This window comes from Anaerococcus obesiensis ph10, assembly GCF_000311745.1.
Classification (GTDB): domain Bacteria; phylum Bacillota; class Clostridia; order Tissierellales; family Peptoniphilaceae; genus Anaerococcus; species Anaerococcus vaginalis.
Window position 1 is genome coordinate 52,164 of record NZ_HE978533.1, and the last position, 18,818, is coordinate 70,981.

Genomic DNA, 18,818 nt, shown 5'->3' on the forward strand with positions numbered 1-18,818 from the left:
TTACTTTTAATATTTTTAAAATTTTATTTACTAATTAATTAAATTTTCCCAAAGAAAAAACCAAAGCTTTAAACTTTGGTTTTTAAAATTTATATTTTTTCATATTTTCACTTGCTATAGCTACAGTGGAAATATTGTGTAAAAGTGCTGATTGAGTATTTGTTATAAACGATGTTAAACCTAACGCTATCAATAAACTATTAAAGGCAATTATTTTTTCATAATCATTTTTTACCCTCTTATCTACACTTCTTGAAAGTTTTACAAGATCAACTAATTCTTTGAGCGAATCTGTTTTTATTGAAACGTCAGAGATTTCTTTGGCAAGATCTGCACCTTTTGACATAGAAATTCCCACGTCTGCCCTTGATAGAGCAATTGAATCGTTTACTCCATCTCCTATCATTATAATTTTTCTTCCCATTTGTTTCATTTTTCTTACATAATTTTCTTTGTCCTCTGGAAGAACTTGGGATTTATAAAAATCTAAATCAAGTTTTTTGCTTACAGCTCTAGCAGAATTTTCATTATCTCCTGTAAGCATAGCAATATGAGTAAAACCTAAATCTCTCAAAGCCATTACTGTCTTTTTTGCATCTTCTCTAATTGGATCATCAATGCATAAAACCGCCATCAATTTATTGTCATAAGCCATAAACAAAAGAGAATATTCTTCTTTTAATGAATTTATCAAATCTCCTTGTTGGGAATTAATTTTTATTCCTTCGTCTTCAAGAATAAAATGTTCGCTTCCTATGAGAGCTGTTTTTCCATTTATTTTTGATTTTATACCATGAGCCATTATATATTCTGGCTTTGAATGCATTTCTTCGTGGCAAAGATTTTTTTCCACAGCTTTTTTCACAACAGCTCTTGCTATTGAATGAGGAAAATGTTCCTCAAGGCAAGCAGCTATTCTTAAAGCCTCATCCTCATCAATATCAAAGGAAATTACTTTTTTGACTTCTGGCTGGGACTTGGTTAATGTTCCAGTTTTATCAAAAATAATTGTGTCAGCTTTAGCTATGCTCTCAAAATATTTTCCACCTTTTACCAAAATATTTTCTTCTCCAGCCTGACTTATAGCCTTCATATATGCAATTGGAATTGTAAGTTTTAAGGCACAAGAATAATCTACCATCAAAAATGATTTTGCTTTTATGAAATTTCTTGTAAATAAATATGTTAATCCTGCCCCAATAAAAGAATATTTTACCAAAGAATCAGCCATAGATTCTGCTTTTAATTGAGCAAGAGATTTATTTTTTTCACTATCTTCAATAAGTTTTATTATGTGATTTAATCTAGAATCTCCATATTTTTTATTAGTTTTTACTAAAAGCTCTCCTTCTTCAAGAACAGTCCCTGCAAAAACAGTAGAATTTTCATTTTTTTCAACAGCTTTTGCCTCTCCAGTAAATGAAGCCTCATTTACCATGGCAAATCCCTCAACAACTTCTCCATCCACAGGAATTTTACTTCCCATAGAAATATAAATTAAATCTCCGATTTCTACATCTTTTAAATTTTTGATTATTTTTTGATTTCCATCTTTTACAAAAACTTTATCAACATTTAAAGCAAGCGAAGATTTTAAATTAAGTCTTGATTTTTTTAAGGTATAATCCTCAAGCTCTTCTCCCAATGATAAGAGGGCCATTATGCTAGCCGCATCCCCAAATTTTCCTGTAATTATAGAAATTGTAATTGCACTTGCATCCAAAACTGCCACATCTATCTTTCTATTTTTTATGGATTTTAAGCCTTCCTTTATAAAAGGATAAGCTCTCAAAAGTGTAAAAAATGGCCTAATACTGATAGGCATAAGATAACCAAACACAATTCTCTTGTATGCTGAATTTCTTAATATATGAAAAATTGATTTATCAACCTGAGGAATAAAATCCGCATCTTCAATATCAAAATTATCCAAAGATTTCAAATCAAAATCTAGGATAAATCTTGCAATATTTCCTATCAAATCTTCATCATAATTTACAATAATAGATTTTGATATATAAGAAATTTCACAAGATTTCACGCCCTTTACTTGTTCAATTTTGTACTTTAATTTATTGATGTTAGATTTTTTTAGATAATCCTCGTAAATAAACCTACTTCTTCCAATAGTTCTCGCCTTTATGGCCGCTCTCATCCTAGTCCTCTTTAATTTCTTTTATTATTTCTTCCTTAACTTCTTCTTTAGCTTCTGAAGCAACATTTTCTATATCAAGCTTATCTTTTGCTTCAGCTTCAAGTCTTTCTTCTATTTCATTTTTAATTTTTGCTTCAGCCACTATATCATCAGTTGTAACTTTTATATTTTCTACAGTCTTATCAACAGCACTTTTTGCTTTCAATCCTTGTTGGACTGTAGCTACAGCAGCCTTTTTTGCTAATTTTGATGTAAGAACCTTTCCCCCAATAGCTCCCGCTATTACTCCAATACCTGTACTTATAATTTTTTTGTTTACTTTAATCATCTTTTCCTCCTATTTTTTTTATTGAAATAATTATAACCGCTTTAATTATTTTTTGCAAATTTTTTTAGCTTTATTTTAAATTTTGCTAATAAAAATCTTTATCATTTGTAATGATTTCTAATATCGGCAAAATTTATTGTGAATTATTTTATATTTTTAAAAAAGAGCTTTTGCAAATACATCCTTCATGGAAATAATCAATTTACAAAAGCCTTTCTTAATTAAGAATTATTTTAAAATTAAATCAGTCACAATATGGACATGATTTAGATTTTTCTTTATTTTTTTCTTTTTACTTTGACACTTTCCACTATTGCAAGAAGTTTTTTGAGCACAGTCTTTGCAACCAAAATTTGAGCCTTCTTTTATAAATCTAGTATAGATAATATAAGAGCAAGTTCCCAAAATTATTATCAAAAGTATCCAAGATTGTATATTCATAAAACCATCCCTTCATAATGATTTTTTTTATTTTCTTGCAAAATTTAATTTGTAAGATCTTTTTTCTTCTTTGTATTTTACAGGTCTAAAAATCAAATACAAAACACCTATCAACACTATTATTGCAAGTATTGTCATAAATGAAAATTCTTTATATACAAAGAAATTTGCTAAATGATAGAAAATAAATGCAATCGCATAGGCAAATGCCATTTGGTATCCTATAGCAATAAGTGTCCATCTATTATTATTCATTTCTGTTTTTATAGCTCCAACTGCTGCAAAACATGGCATACAAAGCATATTGAAAAGCAAGAATGAATATCCAGCAACTGGTGTTCCTATAGCTTGGTTGAAAGCTGTAATTAATTGTCTATTTGTTTCATCAAGATCTGCTCCAATTCCAAGAACAACACCCATTGTTGAAACTACGTTTTCTTTTGCAACGAATCCTGTAATTGTTGCTACTGCTGATTGCCATTGTCCAAATCCTAATGGTTTAAATAAAACTGCTAAATATCCACCCAAAACTGCAAGCATTGAGTTTTCTGATTCAGCTTCTACCAATTTAAATGAGAAGTCAAAGTTTGATAAGAACCAAATAATTATTGATGATACTAAAATTATTGTTCCTGCTCTTTTTACAAAGCTCATTCCTTTATTAAATACATCTCTTAAAACTGAAGTAACCCTTGGTGCGTGGTATGGTGGAAGTTCCATAACAAATGGAGCTGGCTCTGATGCAAATTCTTTAAATTTCTTTAAAATAATTCCAGAAATTATTACAGAAACTATTCCAATTATATAAAATGAAAATGTAACTAGGGCTTGGTTTTCTTTGAAAAATGCTCCAGCGATTAAAGCTATTACAGGAAGTTTTGCAGAACATGGCATGAAAGATGTAGTTATAATTGTAATTCTTCTGTCTCTTTCATTTTCTATTGTTCTTGATGATTGGATTCCTGGAACTGAACAACCTGTTCCAATCATTACTGGTATAAATGATTTTCCAGAAAGTCCAAATTTTCTAAATACTCTATCCATTACGAAAGCAACTCTTGCCATGTATCCTATATCTTCAAGAATTGAAAGTAGGGCAAACAATACTAACATTTGTGGTAAAAATCCAAGAACTGCTCCAACTCCAGCAATAATTCCATCAGTTACAAGTCCTACTAAAACATCGTTAATTCCCATATTTGTTAGAAAATCTGCAACGGCAGGTGTCATTGTATCTTCAAAAAATCCATTTACAGCATCAGTTGCACCAGTTCCTAAAGTTGAAATTGCTATATAATAAATAATAAACATTACAAGGGCAAAAATTGGAAGTCCCAAAATCCTATTTGTAACTATTTTATCGATTTTGTCAGTTGTTGAAAGTTTTGGAGGAGCTTTCTTTAAAACTTTTTCTCCAACTTCTCCAAGAGCTTCATATCTTTCTGTAGTTATAATTCCCTCAGCAACATCATCTTCTTTTTTCTCAAAATCTTCTCTTAAAGTCTTTATATTTTCTTTTTGGCTAGTTGATAAAGAAATATTTTCAAACATATCTTCATCATTTTCAAAAGCCTTTATTGATAAATATCTTTCTAATTTAGAATCAACAGAATCTGAAATTTCACTAGAAATTTTTTCTAAAACTTCTTCTAGCTCTCCAGAATATATCAATGGCTTAGGCAAAGATAATTTATTTTGTGATTTTACAATTTTTTCTATTAAATCTTTTGTTCCTTTTTTCTTACTAGCAACAATTTCTACAACTGGGCAGCCAAGAATTTCAGAAAGATTATCTTTATCAATAACATCGCCGTTTGATTTAACAATATCCATCATATTCAAAGCTATTATTGTTGGAATACCAAGTTCAATAAGCTGACTTGTAAGATAAAGATTTCTAATCAAATTTGAACCATCAACTAAATTTACAATCAAATCTGGTTTTTGTTCAACCAAATATTCTCTTGAAACCACTTCTTCCATTGTATAAGGAGAAAGTGAATAAATTCCTGGCAAATCTTGGATAATAATATCCTTGTGCCCTTTTAATTTTCCTTCTTTTTTATCAACCGTAACCCCTGGCCAGTTACCCACTCTTTGGCTTGAACCTGTAAGCTCATTAAAAAGAGTAGTTTTTCCTGAATTAGGATTTCCAGCTAAAGCAACTGTATAGGTCATCTATTCCTCCACTACTATATTTTTTGCATCTTCTTTTCTAAGAGTTAATTCATAACCACGCAAATTAACTTGGATAGGATCTCCCAATGGAGCAATTTTTCTTACATAAACTTCAGTTTTTTTTGTAAGACCCATATCCATAATTCTTCTTATGGTAGCTCCATCTCCCTTAATTTTTTTTATTATAGCAGTTTCTCCTACTGCTACATCTTTTAAAGTTTTCATTATTATATCTCCCTCACGTATATTCTTTTTGCTAAGTCTTTGTTAAGAGCATACTTGCTATTGTCAACCATAATAATGTAATTTACTCCATCAAAGAAAAATAATTTAACTTTTTTCCCCTTTACAAAACCTAAATTTGAAAGATGGGTTTTCATTTCATCATTTCCAGTTACTCTAATAACTTCTGCTTCTTGTCCATTATTTAATAAGGTTATTGGCATATATTCCTTCTTTCTATTTATTAATCTATTATTTTAAATAAATTTATTTATGGCTTATAATTATATGATTTTTCGTAATAATAGTCAATATCAGCAATCTCTAAAAAAAAAGAAATCCAGCTAACCGAACCAGTGAAGTTTTACTTAGTCATAATAATAATAATATGTAAAATAATGATATATATTATCACTATCTTCATTAACAATTATACACCGAATAATCTGATATTGAATATCATTATATTGGTTTTATTTTTTGAGAACATAAATATAAATAAAAAAATTTTGTTATTAAAAGATTTTTATTTTCTACAACTAAAAAAATAATAAAAATTTAAATTTCTTCATCTATGTTTTTCATTTTCTGTTTTCCTTTCTTTATGTTTTTGAGCAAAGAAAAAACAGTAAACTATTTTTGATTTACTGTTTCTTAAATCTATATTTTTCTTATTTGAAGCTATTTTCTATTATCGTCTGTACTTGCCCTAATGGAATATTAAATATTATTCCATAAATAGACATTCCAAGTAGTAATATTGCAATAAGAATTCCTATTCCATAAAGACAGCCATTGCTAACCTTATCTTTTTTAACTTTTATATTTATAAAACTATATATTAGGAATACTGTAAGTATAAAAGCCAAAATATAATTTGGTAACATATTAATAATAAATTACCTTTTATTTACAAAATTTATTCCAAAAATCCACCCAACTACTATGTACTTCTCTTTGGTCAATGTAAGTAAATGTATCTTCATCATACCAATCATGGTTGACTATATCATCAATAGTCTCAGGAACAAAAAAGTTAAAAAATTCTTTCTTAAACGAATTTCCATATTGTAAATAATATGCACCTACCATCTTTGTAAAATTGGTTTTCTTTACATCTTGCGGTTTATACAAAAGAGCTTCTCCAACCTGACTTAAATCAGGGCTTACTTCAAGAAAAACTAAACTTAGGTCATCTTCCTTATAGCCAAGTATAAAACTTCTGTATTTATAGGAAACAGTACGAAGCACTGCGAAATTAGCACCGCCTATATCTTCTGAATAAGCATAAACTATTTTATATTCCGAACCATTATTTACTTTAGCATCAAAAATTTCTCTCATGCGATTTTTATTTTCATAACTTTTTGCTTTATCAAGCTCAACTGTTTTCTTGCCTCCAAATAACCCAAACAATCCCATTTTATAATCTCCTATCTTTTCTAACTTTTTATAGCATTATATCTTTTTTGATTAAATTTTTCCATAATATTTTTTTACAACTTATAGTTTTGTTTTTTATAGCTAAGCAGTCTATTTTTTATTCTTTCCGTTCCGATTGTACTATCTTAAACAGCTTATCTTGAAATGTTTCCTTACTCCTTTTGTCAAAAAATATTTGTTCTTAGGGTCTTTTATATATCCGTATGGGACTTCTGTTGCTACTGGTTTTCCGCTTGCTCCTTTGTCATGAGCATTATCTCATTTCCAAGTTTTTATTATTTTCTCTGCCCCTAAGAGCTTAACCTTTTTTGGCACATTCATTACTAAAACAAAGTGTGAGAGCACTGAATAAGTTTGTGAAGCAAAGCATATTTTAGCGTGAGTGAAACAAAGGCAAGGAGAGATCTCATGAGATTTCTCCGCTTGTTGCACACGATAAATCGGGATAAACAACCGAAACGGGAAAAAATTTACTTTGCCAATAGCCTGATCCCAAATAATTGGGCTTGGGTTATTTACAAACTAGTTAAATTCGATTACAAAAATATTTTATTTCAAATTATTAAATCTAATTTATTGGGAAAACTGAGCAGAAAATTACTCCATCTCCTAAGTGGGAGCCTATTACTGCTGTTACGTCTATTATTTTAAAATCTAGGGCATTTCCTATTTCGCTACTTAGTCCTTCTTTTAAAATTTCGATTTCTTCTCCACTATCTGCTCCGCCAATTATTATTTGATAATCCTTGTATTTTTTGCAAAGCTTTTTCAAATATTTTATTAATTCTTTGTATGATTTTTTCTTTCCTGTGACTTTTTTTATTAATTTTATTTCTCCATCTTCTATGCACAAAACTGGAGAAAATGAAATTAAATTTGCAAGCTTGGCTATAGTTTTTGGAAGTCTTCCGCCCCTAACCAAGGCATCCAAATTTTTTACAACTCCTGCCACGTTGCAATATTTTAAATTATCCAGACTTTTTTTGTAGATTTCATCAAGTCCCATTCCATCTTTTGCATAAATTGCAGCTTTTATTACAGGATAAATTGCAGCTATTGTGGCTGTATTTGTATCTATTATTTTAATTCTTGCATCTGAATTTTCTTCTACAAATTCCTCTTTCATCATATCCATCATTTGATAAATTCCAGAAAATTTCTTTGTAATTGAAAATACTATAAAATTTCTATATCCTTTTTGGTATTCTTCTTCCAATAATTTCAAAAATTTCCCAGGAGATGGCATAGAAGTTGTAACTCTTTCTTTGCTTTCCTTATATTTTATAAAAAAATCTTCCCTACTTAATTCGTAAAGGTCAGTGTAAGATTTGTCTTTGAAATTTATATTAAAAGGAAGTATTGAAATATCATATTCCTTTGCCATATCAAGGTCTATATTGCATCCCGAATCAGCTATAATTTTTACTTTTTCCATAATAACTCCATCAATTAAAGGCTCTTTATTTATATTGTAAATATTTTTTAATACATAATCTTTCGTAAAGTAACTATACTTTTCTAGAAATTTAAAACAATCTTATTAAATTTATTTTACAAAGTAATTATAGAGATTTTATTTATTTTCCTATTTTAATTTTCTTTCCTTATATATAAGAAGAAAAAAGGGGTATTTATATTATACAAATAACAAATAAGGGAAATTTCCCAAAAATTATAGAGGTGAAAAATGAAAAAAGCATTCAAAATTATCTTTTCCATAATAGGAATAATTCTAATAGGAATTTTGATTCTCCTATCCTATCTTTGGATAAAAGAATACAGACCAGAAAAAATTGAAAATGTAGAAATCCAAGGAAAAGGCGAAAAAAATCCAGAAATCGGCAAAAATTATACAATAATGACATGGAATATCGGTTACGGCGGACTTGATAAAGACACAGATTTTTTTATGGACGGAGGCAAAATGGTCTTTCCAATAAACAAAAACCATGTAGAAAAATCAATTAACCACATCATTAATTCAAGCGAAAAAATAAATGCCGACATAAAATTTTTCCAAGAAGTAGATATAAATTCAAAAAGAACCTACTACATTAACGAGTACGAGAAAATAAGAAAAAAACTTTTGGGCAACACGACTTTCACCCTAAATTTTAAGGCATCATTTATTCCATACCCAATCCCACCAATGGGAAAAGTTGAATCAGGAATAATGACCCAAACAAATTTTAAAATACAAAAATCAAAAAGGTACCAACAAGAAATCCCTCACAAATTTCCATCAAGACTTGTAAATCTAAAAAGAGCCTTCAACCCTTCATACATTGACATAAAAAATTCCGATAAAAAATTAGTAATAGTAAACGTCCACCTAGACGCTTACGAAAAAGGAAACAAGGGAAGAATCGATCAAACAAAAGAAATAATAAATTTTGTAAACAAAGAATACAAAAAAGGCAATTACGTGATAGTAGGCGGAGATTTTAACCAAGAGCTAACAGGAAACTACAAAGAATTGCCAGAAGGAATTTGGAATCCAAATATTTTGCCAAAAGAATTGCTAACAGAAAATATAAAACTCTACTACGACAAAAACGGAGAAACATCAGTAGTAAACGACAAACCATACACAGGAAAAGACGCCTACCTTTCAACCATAGACGGATTTATGGCAACAGATAATATAAAAATAAAAACAATAAAAACCCAAGAAAAAGAAAATTTCCAATACTCCGACCACAATCCAGTTTTGATGGAATTTGTTTTGAAATAAAATTTAAAAGTTAATATCAAATAAAATATAAAAAAGTGCTTTTGTAAAATGAAATTTATTTCATATATTGCAAAAGCGCTTTTTCATTTAGAATTAATAAATAAAAATTTTAAATTTGCTGTTTTAATGTGGAAGTTGTTTGATTTTACTCAATTATTTAAAAATGATAACCTTTTATTAAGGAGGATAAGGTGAAAAATAATATTCTTAAATTTATTGATTTATTAAAAGAAAATAGTAATTACAAGCCCGCTTCTTACTATGCAAAATCTTTAAATTTATCCACTAAGACAATCTACAAATACATCGATGAAATCAACTCTTTAAATGATAAATCTCATCTGTTTATAGATAAAAAACCTTCTTTAGGGATTGTTTTAAATGATAATTCTAATATTGATTTGTCAATAAATAAATTTTTTTCACACAATGATTATTTAGATATTGAAAGCAGAAGAATTTATTTAATCAAAATGCTTATTGGAAATTCCTACAAAACCACTATAACTGATATTTCAGATAAATTCTATATTAGCAAAAGTTCAATTTATAATGACATTAAGAATTTCAATTATTATATAAGAAAATTTGATGTTGAAATTTTTGTACAAAATGATTTTTTGGAAATTAAAGGTTCTGAAACACTTATACAATCAGCTCTTAAATATCTTATATATAACGTGATTTATAAATACAAAGTTTCAATAGATGAAGTTCAAAGGGAATTGTTATCAAATAGGGCAAACTTATTTTTAAAAGATATCATAGATTTTATAAATTCTATAGAAAATATAAATATACCAAATTATTACTACGATTCATTTTATATTTCTACAGCAATATTTTATGATCGCAGAAGTTGTGGCCATAAAGTCCAATATCTTGATGAAATTATAGACTTAGACAAAAATATTGAATATAAAATTAAATCTTTATTAGTAAGTAATTTTTCTTGTGTAAAATCTTGTGAAATAAAATATTTAATAAATTTAATTTATACGCATGGCTTATATAAGTATTCATATAAAGATAATTTGATAGATGTTTCATTGACAAAAGAAATAATAAGCAAGGTTTCTAAGGATATAAATAGTGATTTAACTAACAACCAAGTGCTTATTTCATCTTTAAAATATCATCTTCCTTTAATGGTATCTCGTTTACAAAATGATATTTATATTTACTTTAAACTTTTAGAAGATATTAAAAATGAATATTTTTCTTTATATAAAATCGTTTGGAATGCTCTTGAATTGATTGAAAATACCTACAAAGTTACTTTAAACGGCAATGAAGTTTCTTTAGTTCTTTTACATTTTTTAATAGCTATCGAAAAACAAAACAACTTTAAAAAAATTATAATTTTATGCCAATATGGAATGGTGTTTTCTCAAATAATATTGGAAAAGGTTAAAAAATTTCTTCCTAAAGACTGTGAAATCATAGTTAAAAATTTGGAAGATATTAAAAATAACAAAGTTATTGCAGATATGATAATAAGCTCTATTGATTATCATGATCCTGATATTCCTGTAGTTAAGGTTTCTCCTACCATAACAACTGAAGATTATATAAATATAATAACTACTTACAATAAATTTGATTTACTTGATTCGAGAAAAAATTCATTTGCATCTATTGATAAATATTTAAGAGAGGACTTAATTTATACAAACTTCAAAGTTGATTCGAAAGAAGATTTTATTATTAAGGCTTTTGAAATTCTTAGAAAAAAAGATTTGGTTTATGATGATTTTAAAAATTCTATCCTAGATAGAGAAAAACATGGAAGAACATTTTTTGAAACAGGAATTGCTCTTCCCCATGCTAATTCAAAAACGATAAAAAAATCTAATATCTCTATATTTACACTAAATAAAGATATTAAACGGAATGAAGGATGCGTTAAGGTCATAATATTATTTAATTTTATAGAAAAAGATAATGATGATTTTAAAAATTGTATAAACGAAATATATAATATCATTTTTTCTTTCGAGGAAATAAAAAAGCTAAGAAATAAGTCAGTAAAAGAAATTTTGGAATATTTTAAGGAAGGTAATAATAATGAAAGAAATTAAAAACTATCCCAGATTAACAATTATCCTTAGAGGATACTCTTATGAAGATGCTTTGTATCTTATAAAGATTCTTGCTGATTCTAAAAAAAATGTAGGTATAGAAATTACAAGTAATACAGATAATTACCTAAAAATTATAAAAGATGCTTCTAAAGAATTTGGGAAAAAGATTATGATAGGTGCTGGCACAATATTAAATTTAGACCAAGCAAAAGATGCTATAACAAACGGTGCAAAATTTATATTAAGTCCAGTAACTCTAAGCAAAGAAGTTATAGATTATGCAAAAGAAAAAGGAGTATATACAGTACCAGGTGCTATGACTCCAAGTGAAATCTACAAAATGGTTCTTTATGGTGCTGATATCATTAAAGTATTTCCTTTTTCTTCATTAAAATCAAATTACGTTAATCAAGTTATGGGCCCACTTGATAAACTAAATATAATGGCTGTAGGAGGTGTTAAAAAAGAAAATTTAAAAGAGTTTTTGACTTGTGGTGCAAGTTATGTAGGTGTTGGTTCTTCCATGTTTAATAAGGAAGATGTAAAAAATAGAAGTACGGAAGAATTGTTAAAATCAGTAGATAAAATGCTTGATATAATCAATTCTTATGAAGAAAGTAGCTTATAAATGGAACTTATATACGCAAATATAAATGTTGAATACTCAAATACTTTTGAGTATTTTAAAGAAACTTTTGAAAAAATGTATAAAACAAATTCAGTTTGTGAAAAATATCTGGATTCAATTATAGATAGGGAAAAAATATTTCCAACTGGTCTTAAAATAGGAAATATTAACATAGCCATTCCTCATACTGACCATAAGTATTCTAATGTTGAAGGAATAGTTTTATCAACTCTTAAAAGCCCCCTAATTTTTAAGAGAATGGATGATCCTGATAAAGACGTTAGTGTTGATATAATAATTCACTTATTTTTCAATACTGGAGATAAAAAAGTTGAAGTTTTACAAAAACTTATGGCTTTGGTGCAAAATCAAGAAAAGCTAAAAGAAATATTAAAATGTAAAAATGAAAATGAAATTAAAAATATCATAAAAAATTTATTTAAGGAGAAAGTAACAAATGAGTAGTAAAACAATAATCGTTGCATGTGCATCTTCAATGATCACATCAACTATAGCTGTAAATAAAATCAAAAATCTTGTAGAAAAACACAAATTGGCTCAACCAAAAATTTTACAAATGAAATTTTCAGAAATATCAGGTGCATTAAAAACAAATGATGTTGATTTGATTGTTCCTACTGGAAAGTTAGGCAAGGATATTAGTGGTAATATACCAGTTGTATCTGGAATGCCTTTTATAACGGGAATTAACGAAGATAAAACTATCAATGAAATAGTTGAAATACTAAGTAAATAATAGGAGGATTTTATGCAAATTATAGTAGATGGATTAAATTGGATAGCATCTCTCGGTCCAATGGTAATGATGCCTATAATAATTTTTATAATAGGTCTAATATTTAGAGTCAAAATAAAAATTCTGATTAAGTCTGCTCTAATGACAGGAATAGGTTTTGCAGGAGTTAATATAGTTATTAACTGGTTTATCCAACAAGTAAGTCCTGCAGTTCAAAAAATGGTAGAAAATTGGGGCATTCAAGCAAGTATTTTAGATGTAGGCTGGCCTGCAAGAGCAGCTGCAACATGGGCTTTCCCTTTAGCTGCAGTTGTTGTATTTATTGTAATCGGAATTAATATATTAATGCTTATTACTAAAAAAACAAAAACTGTAATGGTAGACTTTTGGTCTTATAACCACTTTATCTTTACAGCAGCAATAACATATTTTGTTACAAATCAAAATGTATTTTTGGCTCTTTTAGCTGGAGCAATTGATGCAATAATAACTTTTAAACTTGCTGATTGGACCACACCATTAGTTGAGGATTATTTCGGTATGGAAGGTGTAAATTTCCCAACAGCTAATTCAGTTGGTTGGGCACCTATAGCTTACGGATTAAATAAACTATGGGATCTTATTCCTGGATTAAATAAAATTAATGCTAACCCTGGCAAAGTTCAAGAAAAATTTGGTTTTGTCGGTGAGCCTATGTTTATGGGACTAATATTTGGAATGCTAATAGGAATCTTGGCAAAAGAAAATATATCAACAATTTTAATACTTGGTATGGCTACAGCAGCAACTATGGTTCTTACTCCTGTAATGATGAGAGTTTTAATGGAAGGTTTGCTACCTTTTGCTGAATCTATAAAAGAATTACTTAATAAAAAGTTTCCTGGAAATCAATTTACAATGGGTATTGATGCTGCTTTGACAGTTGCAAACTCTAGCGCTATAGCTGTAGGTATAATAATGGTTCCTATTACTTTAGTTTTAGCTGCAGTATTGCCAGGTAATAAATTACTTCCTGTTGCAGATATAGCTTACCAAGCAATGTGGTTAGCTGCATGGCCTGTAGCATTTTCAAAAGGAAATATTTTTAGAGGTGTTTTATCAACAACAGTTATTACAATTTGTGTATTGTTAATAGCAACTTCACTTGCACCAATTCATACACAATTATCTGTTCAAGGTGGATTTGTTCTTCCTAATGGAATGGATTTAGTAACAACAGAAGATGCTGGAACTCATATTTTAGGATTTATTATTTCTAAAATTTTTGGATTATTAGGTGGTATTATAGGATAAAAATATGAAAATAACAGATATAAAAGTATACAAAGTAAAACCTAGATGGATATTTGTAAAAATAATTACTGATGAAGGTATTTCAGGTTGGGGAGAATTAATCTCCGGAACAAAAACTGAAACAGTTGTAGCTGGTGCTTATGAAATTGGCAAAAGAGTTCTAATAGGTAGAAATCCTTTTGAGATTGAAAGACTCTTTCAACAAATGCACAGATCTTTTTTCAGAGGTGGACCTATAAATGCAACTATAGTTTCAGGATTCGAAATGGCTCTATGGGATATTAAAGGTAAGGCTTTAAATGTCCCTGTTTATGAATTGCTCGGAGGTGTTGCTAGAGATAAAATTAAAGTTTACTCATGGATTGGCGGAGATAGACCATCAGGAGTATTAGAACAAGCTCAAGATAGAATTAACAGAGGTTTCGATTCTATAAAAATGAATGCTACCGAAGAATTACACTATATAGATACTATAGAAAAAGTCGATAGTGTTATCGAAAGAGTAAGCATATTAAGGGAAAATTTTGGAAATAAAATCAATATTGGTATAGATTTTCACGGAAGAGTTCATAAACCTATGGCAAAGGTTCTTGCAAAAGAGCTTGAACAATTCCATCCAATGTTTTTAGAAGAGGTAGTTCTTCCTGAAAATTATGAGTATTACAAAACCATATCAAATCTTGTTTCCACTCCTCTTGCTACTGGTGAAAGGGAATATACAAGGTGGGCATTCAAAAAAATATTCGAGCAAAAAGCCATTGATATTATTCAACCTGATGTTGCCTTATGTGGTGGCATATTAGAGCTTAGAAAGATTGCTGCCATGGCTGAAGCTTACGATATGGCAGTTGCTCCACACGCTCCGTATGGTCCTATAGCACTTGCTGCAACTTTGCAAGTGGATTCATGTACACCTAACGTATTTATACAAGAGCAAAGTTTAGGAATCCACTATAATAAAGGTTTTGACCTTCTTGATTTTGTTAAAAATAAAGAAATATTTGAATTTAAAGACGGTTTTGTTGATATTCCTAAAAAAAGTGGTCTAGGAATTGAAATTGACGAAGACTATTTAGATGAGATTGCAAAAGAAGGTTTAGTTTGGACCAATCCTTCATGGAAACACTATGACGGAACTATAGCGGAATGGTAAAATGATTAGAACAGTAAGGGGAAAAATTGACGGAAAAAATTTAGGTAACACCCTAATCCATGAACACATATATGTAAAGCCAAATGAATTATTTGATTATTACGATTATACCTTAGATAACCCTGATAAAATGATTGAAGAATTAGATTTTTTCAAAAAATCCAATGGCAGAAGTATTGTTGATTTAACTCCAATAAACTATGGAAGAAATCCTATTGCACTTTTTAATATAGCTAAAAAAACATCTGTTAATCTTATGTTTGTAACCGGATTTCATAAAGAAGAATTCATGCCAAAATGGCTTGATAAAATGACGGATGACGATATATATATTTTTTTAAAAAGAGAAATTTTAGAAGGTGTCACAGAAAAAAATCTCTTACCAGTTGCAATGAAATTTGGAACAAGTAATAATAAGATAACTGCCAAAGAAAAAAGAATTATAGAAATCGAAGCAAAAGTCCACAGAGATACCAAAATTCCATTTATTACACATTGTGATAAAGGAACTATGGGTATTCAACAAATCCAATTATTAGAAAAATTTGGAGTTGATTTGAAAAAAGTATGTTTAAGCCATGTTGATTTAACAATGGATTATGCCTATATTTTGGAAATAGTTAAAACGGGAGCCTCAATCAGCTTTGACCATGTGGGAAGAGATCCACTTTATGAAGATTTTAATAAAATAAAAATACTTTCAAAGTTAATACAAGCTGGATATATTGATAAAATTAATATATCGGGAGACATGGGTAGAAAAAAATATTTAAATTCTTACAATGGAAAACCCGGTTTGGACTATATTCTAACGGACTTTAGAGAAAATTTTATAAAAGAAATTGACGAAAAATCATTTGATAAAATCTTAATAGAAAATCCTAAAAGATTTTTAGAATGGTAAAATGTCTTGAATTTGCTAACAAGTGTAACACTTACAAAAATAATAGTTTGATATTTGTAAGTGTTACACTTTTATTTTTAAATATATAATAAATTTTATTGATAATGTAACTATATTATATTCTAAAATCTGCATTAAAATATCCTAATCATTCATGTATATACTTTAGATTCAGCTATAATATATTAAAACATGTTTTAAATTATCTACTGTAATAAATACTATGACTGATATTCTAATTGACATCTTAAATTGCATTAAGTCTGCTGATAAACTTGTTTCTGGTAAGAATTTTTTGACATTAATTTATAAATTTAATGGATATATATTATTGATGTCACTTTTTGAAAAAAGGTAGTTTCTAATCTTTTTTAAATTACATTTAGATAATTTAAAAGAAATTATTAATAGTAAGAAGAATGCTCCAAAATCATTTTATTGTATTATTTAGAATGTATAAATTTTATTTTTATGTTACCTTCCCAATTATATAATTACTTTTATTGCAATATCAAAAATAACATCTTCTATTTACAAAAATTTCTCTAATTTTAGAGCTATGACATTTATTAATAGAAACTTATTAATTTCTATTAATGATTTTTAAGAATTTTATTGTTTATTATCTAACTATAAAATTCAGCAAAAGCTTTTATAATTAGCAAAAATAGATTTTAAAATCAAAATATATTTTAATTTTTCCTAAATAAATTTTACAGTTTCATCAATATTTTTGCGTTTATAATGATTTTCTAAAGGCTTAACTCCATCATTCGCATAGCCCAAATCAATCATTGCAACAATTTTTTCATTTTTAGGCAAAGAAAATTCTTCGCTAGCCTTATCAGGATCAAAAAGATTTACCCAACAAGAATCAACATCAAGGCTTGAAGCTGCCAAAACCATGTGACTTGCAACAATCGTAGCATCTTCAACACCAGTATTATATTTTCCTCCCGGATAAACAAAAGCCTCACTCTCATCAAAAGCTACAAGCAAAACAAGAGGAGCATTATACCTACAAGGAGTAAGCTCATCAATTTTTATAAGAGCATCATTTGATTTTGCAACGTAAATTCTTTGAATCTGATTGTTCTTAGCAGTAGGTGCAAGCCTGCCCGCTTCAAGAATAATATCAAGCTTCTCCTTTTCAACTTTTTTATCACTAAAATTTTTACAAGAATAACGATTCTTCACAAGTTCAATAAAATTCATAATACCTCCTTTAATAAAATTTCAAGTAATATACAATATCATATATTTAATTTAACTATATAGTGAAAAGTTCACACTTCAATACATCTAATGTTATCAATCAACTAACTCTTTTAACAGTTGTTTGTTCGACTTCATTTATTTCAATACATCAAATGTTATCAATCAACCCTATTAAAGAACTTGCTAAAAGGTGGTCTTGTACATTTCAATACATCAAATATTATCAATCAACTAATTCTAGTCTTGGTCTTATAAAAGGGCAGTTAAAATTTCAATACATCAAATGTTATCAATCAACAGAAAGAGGCTAGGAGATACAAGGAATTGAAACTTCTATTTCAATACATCAAATGTTATCAATCAACTAAAACTGGAGTAAGCACGGCTTGGACAACTATTGGATTTCAATACATCAAATGTTATCAATCAACATTGAAAAAGCAAAAGATTTAACCCTAGCAGATTAATTTCAATACATCAAATGTTATCAATCAACTTTATAATATTATTTTTCAAATCTATATTATCTACTTATTTCAATACATCAAATGTTATCAATCAACAAATGGACAAGAAAATCAGTGTCTTCTTGTTCTTGAATTTCAATACATCAAATGTTATCAATCAACATTTAAACTTTAAAGACACAAAGTCTGGTAAATATAATTTCAATACATCAAATGTTATCAATCAACGCTTATATACTCCAATGGAAAAATTTTTAATTGTGTAATTTCAATACATCGAATGTTATCAATCAACTAATTTTAAACATTCTGGATTTTATTTACCAAAAAGATTTCAATACATCAAATGTTATCAATCAACGGCAAAAATGCAGCTAAAAATCTACTACAAATCATTATTTCAATACATCAAATGTTATCAATCAACCATACTACTCATATTAGTAACTTTGCTCGTGTCAAAATTTCAATACATCAAATGTTATCAATCAACTTCTGAATTATGCAATAAAAAAGCAAAAGAATTATTATTTCAATACATCAAATGTTATCAATCAACGCTTACCAGGAAATACAAGAAAGAAGGCTATTACGTATTTCAATACATCAAATGTTATCAATCAACATTGAAAGCGCCTGTCTTTGTTCCAAGATTACTACTATTTCAATACATCAAATGTTATCAATCAACAAAAAACCGTCAACAATACCTTGTATATTCAACATAATTTCAATACATCAAATGTTATCAATCAACATTTATATGGATGATTTTATTAACGCATCAACTTTATTTCAATACATCAAATGTTA

Annotated in this window: 19 protein-coding genes and 1 CRISPR repeat array (1 of these 20 only partly in view); of the genes, 8 read left to right on the top strand and 11 right to left on the bottom strand. The window is 28.2% G+C overall.

Annotated features, from left to right (window positions below; genetic code table 11):
• Window positions 1-82: 82 nt before the first annotated feature.
• From HGAG_RS09505 to HGAG_RS09545, 10 genes are all read right to left on the bottom strand, one after another.
• A complete protein-coding gene (locus HGAG_RS09505; protein ID WP_019118921.1) occupies window positions 83-2,155 on the bottom strand; it encodes a heavy metal translocating P-type ATPase in 2,073 nt (690 codons plus the stop codon).
• Between the two features lies 1 nt (window position 2,156).
• On the bottom strand, window positions 2,157-2,483 hold the full coding sequence (locus tag HGAG_RS09510; protein ID WP_019118922.1) for a DUF6110 family protein: 327 nt from the start codon (window positions 2,481-2,483) through the stop codon (window positions 2,157-2,159).
• 228 nt (window positions 2,484-2,711) lie between these two features.
• On the bottom strand, window positions 2,712-2,924 hold the full coding sequence (locus HGAG_RS10995; protein ID WP_019118923.1) for a hypothetical protein: 213 nt from the start codon (window positions 2,922-2,924) through the stop codon (window positions 2,712-2,714).
• A 27-nt stretch (window positions 2,925-2,951) separates the two neighbouring features.
• Window positions 2,952-5,102: a ferrous iron transport protein B gene (gene feoB, locus HGAG_RS09520; RefSeq protein ID WP_019118924.1), complete on the bottom strand. Its 2,151-nt coding sequence runs from the start codon at window positions 5,100-5,102 to the stop codon at window positions 2,952-2,954.
• Complete coding sequence (locus tag HGAG_RS09525) at window positions 5,103-5,327, bottom strand: FeoA family protein (protein WP_019118925.1); 225 nt, start codon at window positions 5,325-5,327, stop codon at window positions 5,103-5,105.
• A 2-nt stretch (window positions 5,328-5,329) separates the two neighbouring features.
• Window positions 5,330-5,548: a FeoA family protein gene (locus HGAG_RS09530; RefSeq protein WP_004839809.1), complete on the bottom strand. Its 219-nt coding sequence runs from the start codon at window positions 5,546-5,548 to the stop codon at window positions 5,330-5,332.
• A 447-nt stretch (window positions 5,549-5,995) separates the two neighbouring features.
• Window positions 5,996-6,211 carry a hypothetical protein gene (locus HGAG_RS09535; protein ID WP_019118926.1) on the bottom strand — a complete coding sequence of 72 codons (216 nt, stop codon included), beginning with the start codon at window positions 6,209-6,211 and terminating at the stop codon, window positions 5,996-5,998.
• Window positions 6,212-6,230: 19 nt separating this feature from the next.
• Complete coding sequence (locus tag HGAG_RS09540; RefSeq protein WP_019118927.1) at window positions 6,231-6,746, bottom strand: hypothetical protein; 516 nt, start codon at window positions 6,744-6,746, stop codon at window positions 6,231-6,233.
• Between the two features lie 118 nt (window positions 6,747-6,864).
• Window positions 6,865-6,942: a hypothetical protein gene (locus tag HGAG_RS12515; RefSeq protein ID WP_154645854.1), complete on the bottom strand. Its 78-nt coding sequence runs from the start codon at window positions 6,940-6,942 to the stop codon at window positions 6,865-6,867.
• Window positions 6,943-7,335: 393 nt separating this feature from the next.
• Window positions 7,336-8,202: a DegV family protein gene (locus HGAG_RS09545; protein WP_019118928.1), complete on the bottom strand. Its 867-nt coding sequence runs from the start codon at window positions 8,200-8,202 to the stop codon at window positions 7,336-7,338.
• Between the two features lie 252 nt (window positions 8,203-8,454).
• On the opposite strand from HGAG_RS09545, the gene HGAG_RS09550 reads away from it, so the two are divergent.
• From HGAG_RS09550 to HGAG_RS09585, 8 genes are all read left to right on the top strand, one after another.
• The gene (locus tag HGAG_RS09550) at window positions 8,455-9,501 is read left to right on the top strand and encodes an exonuclease/endonuclease/phosphatase family protein (protein ID WP_019118929.1); all 1,047 of its coding nucleotides are present in this window, start codon (window positions 8,455-8,457) and stop codon (window positions 9,499-9,501) included.
• A gap of 191 nt (window positions 9,502-9,692) precedes the next feature.
• A complete protein-coding gene (locus tag HGAG_RS09555) occupies window positions 9,693-11,582 on the top strand; it encodes a BglG family transcription antiterminator (protein ID WP_019118930.1) in 1,890 nt (629 codons plus the stop codon).
• Complete coding sequence (locus tag HGAG_RS09560; protein ID WP_019118931.1) at window positions 11,569-12,213, top strand: bifunctional 4-hydroxy-2-oxoglutarate aldolase/2-dehydro-3-deoxy-phosphogluconate aldolase; 645 nt, start codon at window positions 11,569-11,571, stop codon at window positions 12,211-12,213. Before HGAG_RS09555 ends, HGAG_RS09560 begins: the two co-directional genes overlap by 14 nt.
• Entirely contained in the window at window positions 12,214-12,678 is a 465-nt protein-coding gene (locus HGAG_RS09565) for a PTS sugar transporter subunit IIA (protein ID WP_019118932.1), read from the top strand.
• Entirely contained in the window at window positions 12,671-12,970 is a 300-nt protein-coding gene (locus tag HGAG_RS09570) for a PTS sugar transporter subunit IIB (protein WP_019118933.1), read from the top strand. Before HGAG_RS09565 ends, HGAG_RS09570 begins: the two co-directional genes overlap by 8 nt.
• A 12-nt stretch (window positions 12,971-12,982) precedes the next feature.
• Window positions 12,983-14,263 carry a PTS galactitol transporter subunit IIC gene (locus HGAG_RS09575; RefSeq protein WP_019118934.1) on the top strand — a complete coding sequence of 427 codons (1,281 nt, stop codon included), beginning with the start codon at window positions 12,983-12,985 and terminating at the stop codon, window positions 14,261-14,263.
• A gap of 4 nt (window positions 14,264-14,267) precedes the next feature.
• Window positions 14,268-15,416: a galactonate dehydratase gene (gene dgoD / locus HGAG_RS09580; protein ID WP_019118935.1), complete on the top strand. Its 1,149-nt coding sequence runs from the start codon at window positions 14,268-14,270 to the stop codon at window positions 15,414-15,416.
• Between the two features lies 1 nt (window position 15,417).
• Window positions 15,418-16,320: a phosphotriesterase family protein gene (locus HGAG_RS09585; protein ID WP_019118936.1), complete on the top strand. Its 903-nt coding sequence runs from the start codon at window positions 15,418-15,420 to the stop codon at window positions 16,318-16,320.
• A gap of 702 nt (window positions 16,321-17,022) precedes the next feature.
• Here the strand turns inward: HGAG_RS09585 and HGAG_RS09590 are convergent.
• Window positions 17,023-17,535: a nitroreductase family protein gene (locus HGAG_RS09590; RefSeq protein WP_019118937.1), complete on the bottom strand. Its 513-nt coding sequence runs from the start codon at window positions 17,533-17,535 to the stop codon at window positions 17,023-17,025.
• A gap of 75 nt (window positions 17,536-17,610) precedes the next feature.
• Window positions 17,611-18,818: direct repeats of the CRISPR family, unit length 30 nt; unit sequence ATTTCAATACATCAAATGTTATCAATCAAC; it runs 1,473 nt beyond the window's last position.